Annotated in this window: 5 protein-coding genes; all 5 read right to left on the bottom strand. The window is 72.6% G+C overall.

Annotation, left to right across the window (positions count from 1 at the left end):
• Nucleotides 1-38 precede the first annotated feature (38 nt).
• The 5 genes from purH to sucC all read right to left on the bottom strand — a co-directional run bounded on the left by purH (nucleotide 39) and on the right by sucC (nucleotide 5,787).
• Nucleotides 39-1,655, bottom strand: a complete 1,617-nt coding sequence (gene purH / locus PED38_RS14785) for a bifunctional phosphoribosylaminoimidazolecarboxamide formyltransferase/IMP cyclohydrolase (protein ID WP_270981802.1) — start codon at nucleotides 1,653-1,655, stop codon at nucleotides 39-41.
• A complete protein-coding gene (gene purN / locus PED38_RS14780; protein ID WP_175345462.1) occupies nucleotides 1,652-2,245 on the bottom strand; it encodes a phosphoribosylglycinamide formyltransferase in 594 nt (197 codons plus the stop codon). Before purN ends, purH begins: the two co-directional genes overlap by 4 nt.
• 9 nt (nucleotides 2,246-2,254) lie before the next feature.
• Nucleotides 2,255-3,535: a cell division protein PerM gene (locus PED38_RS14775; RefSeq protein ID WP_270981801.1), complete on the bottom strand. Its 1,281-nt coding sequence runs from the start codon at nucleotides 3,533-3,535 to the stop codon at nucleotides 2,255-2,257.
• A 173-nt stretch (nucleotides 3,536-3,708) separates the two neighbouring features.
• The gene (sucD, locus tag PED38_RS14770) at nucleotides 3,709-4,596 is read right to left on the bottom strand and encodes a succinate--CoA ligase subunit alpha (RefSeq protein ID WP_063070856.1); all 888 of its coding nucleotides are present in this window, start codon (nucleotides 4,594-4,596) and stop codon (nucleotides 3,709-3,711) included.
• Between the two features lie 27 nt (nucleotides 4,597-4,623).
• Nucleotides 4,624-5,787 (bottom strand): ADP-forming succinate--CoA ligase subunit beta, encoded by a 1,164-nt coding sequence (gene sucC, locus PED38_RS14765; RefSeq protein WP_270981800.1) that lies wholly within the window; start codon nucleotides 5,785-5,787, stop codon nucleotides 4,624-4,626.
• Nucleotides 5,788-6,000: the final 213 nt, after the last annotated feature.

The following is a 6,000-nucleotide window of genomic DNA, read 5'->3' as shown; positions in this document are numbered from 1 at the left end:
GGTGGGCCGGCGGCCCGGAGGACCGCCAGCCCACAGGATCAGTGGAAGAAGTGGCGCTCGCCCGTGAAGTACATGGCCACGCCGGCAGCCCGGGCAGCCTCGACGACCTCCTCGTCGCGCACGGATCCGCCGGGCTGGACCACTGCGCGGACCCCGGCGTCGAGCAGGACCTGCAGGCCGTCGGCGAAGGGGAAGAACGCGTCGGACGCCGCGACCGATCCCGCCGCGCGCGCTCCCGCGCGCTGCACCGCGAGGTGGCACGAGTCCACCCGGTTGACCTGGCCCATGCCCACCCCCACCGAGGCACCGTGGTGCGCGAGCAGGATGGCGTTCGACTTGACCGCCCGGCACGCCTTCCACGCGAACTCCAGGTCGGCGAGCGTCTGCTCGTCCACCGCCTCCCCCGTCGCGAGCGTCCAGCCCGCCGAGAGGCGTCGGCCGTCGGTGGGGAACGCATCCGTCGACTGCACGAGGTATCCGCCCGAGATCTGACGCGCCTCCAGCGGCTCGCGGCGGTACCCCTCGGGGAGCGTCAGGAGGCGGAGGTTCTTCTTGGACTTGAGGAGCGTGAGCGCGTCGTCGTCGAAGCCCGGCGCCACGAGCACCTCGGTGAAGATCTCCTTCACCGTCTCCGCCATCCCGAGCGTGATGGTGCGGTTGGCGGCGATCACTCCCCCGAACGCGGACACCGGATCGCAGTCGTGCGCGCTCCGGTGCGCGGCGGCGATCGCGTCGACCGCGCGTGGCGGCGCCACCGCGATCCCGCACGGGTTCGCGTGCTTGATGATGGCGACGGCCGGCTCGGCGAAGTCGTACGCGGCGCGCACGGCGGCGTCCGCGTCGACGAAGTTGTTGTAGGACATCTCCTTGCCGTGCAGCTGGGTCGCCTGGGCGATCCCCGCCCCGTCGGCGCTGCGGTACAGGGCCGCATCCTGGTGCGAGTTCTCCCCGTACCTGAGCACCTGCGCGAGGTCGCCTGCGACGCGGAAGGACGCCGGCCACGTCGGCGACGCCTCGCCTGATCCCACGACGGCGTCCCGGAAGTAGTCCGCGACGGCCCTGTCGTAGTCGGCCGTGTGGGCGAAGGCCGCGGAAGCGAGACGACGCCGCTGGGCGAGGGTGGTGCCGCCGGAGCGCACGGCCTCGATCACCTCGCCGTAGCTGGTCGGCGACACGACGATCGCGACGTTCGCGTGGTTCTTGGCGGACGCGCGCACCATGGCGGGCCCGCCGATGTCGATCTGCTCGATGACGTCCGATGCGGGAGCCCCCGAGGCGACGGTCTCCACGAACGGGTACAGGTTGACGACGACCAGCTCGAACGGGGAGATGCCCAGCTCCGCGAGCTGGGCCTCGTGCGACTCGAGCCGCAGGTCGGCGAGGAGGCCCGCGTGCACCGACGGATGCAGGGTCTTGACCCTCCCGTCGAGCACCTCCGGGAAGCCCGTCACGTCCTGCACGGGGGTGACGGGGAAGCCCGCCTCGGCGATGGTGCTGGCGGTGGATCCGGTCGAGACGATCTCGACGCCGGCCTCGACGAGGGCGGACGCCAGCTCGAGGAGCCCGGTCTTGTCGCTCACGGAGACGAGGGCGCGCGTCACGGCGATGCCGTCGCGGTCGCGGAACAGGGACGGGTCGTGACGGGGTCCGCTCATGCGGTGGTCAGCTCCTTGAGGTCGATGGTGCCGAGGGCGATGGCGCGCACCGTGTCGACGAGGAGCCTGCGCTCCACGACCTTGATGCGCTCGTGCAGGGTGTGCTCGGTGTCGCCCGGCTCCACCGCGACGCGCTCCTGCGCGAGGACGGGGCCGGTGTCGACGCCGGCGTCGACGACGATGAGGGAGGCCCCGGAGGCCGGGACCCCCGCGGCGATGGCGTCGCGCACCGCGTGGGCGCCGGGGAACTCCGGCAGGTAGGCGGGGTGCGTGTTGACCAGACGCGGGGCGAAGGCCTCGACCGCCCGTGGGGGCAGGAGGCGCATGAAGCCGCTGAGGACCACGAGGTCCGGATCCCAGCCGGAGACGGCGGCCACCAGCTCGTCGCCCCAGGTCGCGCGATCCGGGAAGCTCGAGAACGGCACCGTGAAGGTGGGGATGCCGCGCTCCTCGGCGAACCGCAGCCCGTCCGCCTCGCGATCGGCGCCGACCGCGACGATGCGCGCCGGGTAGTCCGCGTGATCCGCCGCCTGGAGGAGGGCGAGGAGGTTGGTGCCGCTGCCGGAGACGAGGACCACCACGTTGAACACGGCCACAGCCTATCCGCGTCCTTCCGGGCTCCGTCGGACCAGCGGGGCCATGAGGCCGGAGACGAACATGCCCGCCACGGAGGCGACGCCGATCTCGAGGAACGCGTACAGGAGGATCCAGCCGGCAGCGGGACCGACGTCGGCCAGCCTGCCGGGACCGGCAGCCCCACCCGACAGGGCCGCGAGCAGGCACAGCACGACGGCGCCGACGACGCCCATGCCGAGGCCCGCCGCGAGGAACCACGGCCAGCGGCGGGCCTCGGGTTCGGGGATGCGCGCGACGCGTGGCGAGAGCGCCACCGCGGCGACGAACGCCACCACCACGGGGACGAGGATCCCGAGGTAGCCCAGGTCGAGGGTGCCCTGCGGCAGGATGCCGAGGACCGGGATGGACGGGATCGGGCCGACGGTCGTGCCGAGCGGTGACACGGAGGACCCGGTCCCCAGGGCGAAGCCGGGCCCGACGAGCCAGGACGACGTCCACATCACCAGGTTCGGCAGGAGCGCGATCTGCCCGAGCGTGAGGGCGACTCCCCCGACGATCCCCGTCTGCAGGGTCTCGTAGAGCGTGATGACGGTCGCGTACCGCACGCCGAGCAGGGCCGCGACGACTGCCGATGAGACGGCGACGACGGCGAATGCCGCGGCCGCTCCGCCGCGGACCGCCGTCCCGGCCACGGATGCGGCGCCCTCGGGGAGGCGGTCGAGAGCGTCCCGGACCGAGCGGATGGACCCGGCCGCGCGTCCCGACGACAGCGAGCCCCACCACCGGCCGGCCCGGGCGCGATCGACGCGGGTGACGACGCCGATCAGCAGGCCGAGTGCGAGGACGAGCGTCGGGAGCACCGCGCCGCGCACCACGGCGGGTGCGATGCCCTCGTGCTGCGCGGCGAGCGCGAGGCCCAGGGAGAGGACGGCGGTCGTGGCGACGGCGGCCGCGGCACCGGCGCCGGGGTGGTCCGTCTCGACGATGCGGCGACCGGCCCGCGTGCCGAGCAGCAGCGTGAGCAACGCGAAGCCCAGAGGGGCGAGCGAGAGCGCGAACGGGGCGTCGACCGCGGGGAGCCCGAGGGCCGTCGAGAGCGCCGGATCCAGCGATGCCGTGAGCGGCACGCCGTGGCCGAGCAGCCACAGGTCGACGGCCGTCCGCGCGAACACGCCCCAGTCGATCTGCAGGTCGTACTGCCCGGCCCAGAGGACGGTGAGCGGCACGAGGGGCAGGGCGACGCCGACCCCCACCACCAGGAGCGCTTCGAGTGCCGCGAACAAGGCGGTTGCGTGTCGGTTCATGCCTCGACGACCCTACCGGCCGCCCCCTGCGTGCCCCGTCGGCCGGCGGGCGCGCCGGGGAAGGCGCGCTCCGACCGGCTGGGGAGGAGGAGGCCGCACCTGCGCTGCACGACGTCGGCCCGCATCCGGGTGGATGCGGGCCGTCGTCGTCGCCGGGGTGGCGGATCCTGCGTCTACAGCGCGGCGAAGACCTCGCGGAGGAGGTTGGCGGTCTCGGTCGGCGTCTTGCCGACCTTCACGCCGGAGGCCTCCAGGGCCTCCTTCTTGCCCTGCGCCGTGCCGCTCCCGCCGGAGACGATGGCGCCGGCGTGGCCCATGGTCTTGCCCTCGGGGGCGGTGAAGCCCGCGACGTACGCGACGACCGGCTTGGTGACGTGCGCCTTGATGTACTCGGCCGCGCGCTCCTCGGCGTCGCCGCCGATCTCGCCGATCATGACGATGGCGCGCGTCTCCGGGTCGGCCTCGAACGCCTCGAGGGCGTCGATGTGCGTCGTGCCGATGATCGGGTCGCCGCCGATGCCGATGGCGGTCGAGATGCCCAGGTCGCGCAGCTCGAACATCATCTGGTAGGTCAGCGTGCCCGACTTGGAGACGAGGCCGATGGGGCCGGCCTCGGTGATGGTCGCCGGGATGATGCCGGCGTTCGACTTGCCGGGGCTGATGATGCCGGGGCAGTTCGGGCCGACGATGCGCGTCTTCCCGCCCGTGCTCTTGGCGTGCGACCAGAACTCCGCGGAGTCCTTGACCGGGATGCCCTCGGTGATGACGACCGCGAGCGGGATGGCGGCGTCGATCGCCTCCACCACGGCGCTCTTGGCGAACGCCGGCGGCACGAAGATGACGGACACGTCGGCACCCGTCTCCGCCATGGCCTCGGCGACCGAGCCGAAGATCGGGAGCTCGACGCCCTCGATGGTGACGGTGCTGCCGGCCTTGCGCGGGTTGACGCCGCCCACGACCTTGCTGCCGGACGCGAGCATGCGGCCCGCGTGCTTGGTGCCCTCAGAGCCCGTCAGGCCCTGGACGATGATCTTGCTGTTCTCGTCGAGAAGAATCGACATCTATCTGTTCCTGTTCTCTCTCGGGAGTTAAGCGGAGGCCAGCTCGGCGGCCTTGTCGGCCGCCTCGTCCATCGTGCCGACGACGGTGACGAGGGGGTGCGCGCGCTCCTCGAGGATGCGGCGGCCCTCCTCGACGTTGTTGCCGTCGAGGCGGACGACGAGCGGCTTGGTGGCGGCGTCGCCCAGCTTGTCGAGCGCGCCGACGATGCCGTTCGCGACCGCGTCGCACGAGGTGATGCCGCCGAACACGTTGACGAAGACGCTCGTGACCTGCTCGTCCCCGAGGATGACGTCGAGACCGGCGGCCATGACCTCGGCCGACGCTCCGCCGCCGATGTCGAGGAAGTTCGCGGGCCGCACGCCGCCGTGCTTCTCCCCCGCGTAGCTGACGACGTCGAGCGTGGACATGACGAGTCCCGCGCCGTTGCCGATGATGCCGACCTGGCCGTCGAGCTTCACGTAGTTGAGGTCCGACTCCTTGGCCTTCGCCTCGAGCGGGTCGGCGGCGGACGCGTCCTCGAGCGCCGCGTGGCCCTCGTGGCGGAAGCCGGCGTTCTCGTCGAGGGTGACCTTGCCGTCGAGCGCGATGATGTCGCCCGACTCGGTGAGCACGAGCGGGTTGACCTCGACGAGCGTCGCGTCCTCGTCGCGGTAGACCCACCAGAGGCGCTCGAAGACGGGCGCGACCTTGGCGATGAGCTCCTCGGGGAAGGAGGCGGCGCGGGCGATCTCCTCGGCCTTGGCGGCGTCGATGCCGGCGACCGGGTCGATCTCGATGCGGGCGAGGGCCTCGGGCCGGGTGACCGCGAGCTCCTCGATCTCCATGCCGCCCTCGTAGCTGGCGAGGCAGAGGTAGGAGCGCTCGGCGCGGTCGAGGAGGATCGAGAAGTAGAACTCCTGCGAGATGCGGGCGCCCGCCGCGACCATCACGCGGTGCACGGTGTGCCCCTTGATGTCGAGGCCGAGGATGCCCTTGGCCGCCTCGAACGCCGCGTCGGCGCTCTGGGCGACCTTGACGCCGCCGGCCTTGCCTCGGCCGCCGGTCTTCACCTGCGCCTTCACGACCACGGTGCCGCCGAGCTTCTCCGCCGCGGCGCGCACCTCCTCGGCGGTGTCGGCGACGATCCCCGGGAGGACCGGGACGCCGTAGGACTCGAAGAGGTCCCTGGCCTGGTATTCGAAAAGATCCACGCGTGTCATCCCATCCGCACCCGCGCCAGGCGGTACGTGCGTCGTTCGAGGCTGCGGTGCCACGACCGTCTGGTGGCGGCACCCGGTGTGTTGCGGCTGGTCGGCCCGCGTGCTGACCGCCCGGAGGGGCCGGCCCGCCGCGTCGACGACCGTGGAGAGCCTATCGGGTCACGGGTCGGCCGACCCGGGTCGGCGGGAGCCGTGCGGCGACGG

The organism is Clavibacter sp. CT19, from assembly GCF_027858075.1.
Taxonomy (GTDB): domain Bacteria; phylum Actinomycetota; class Actinomycetes; order Actinomycetales; family Microbacteriaceae; genus Clavibacter; species Clavibacter tessellarius_A.
The sequence above is the reverse complement of the archived record's forward strand: the minus strand, read 5'-3'. Positions and strand labels throughout refer to the sequence as shown.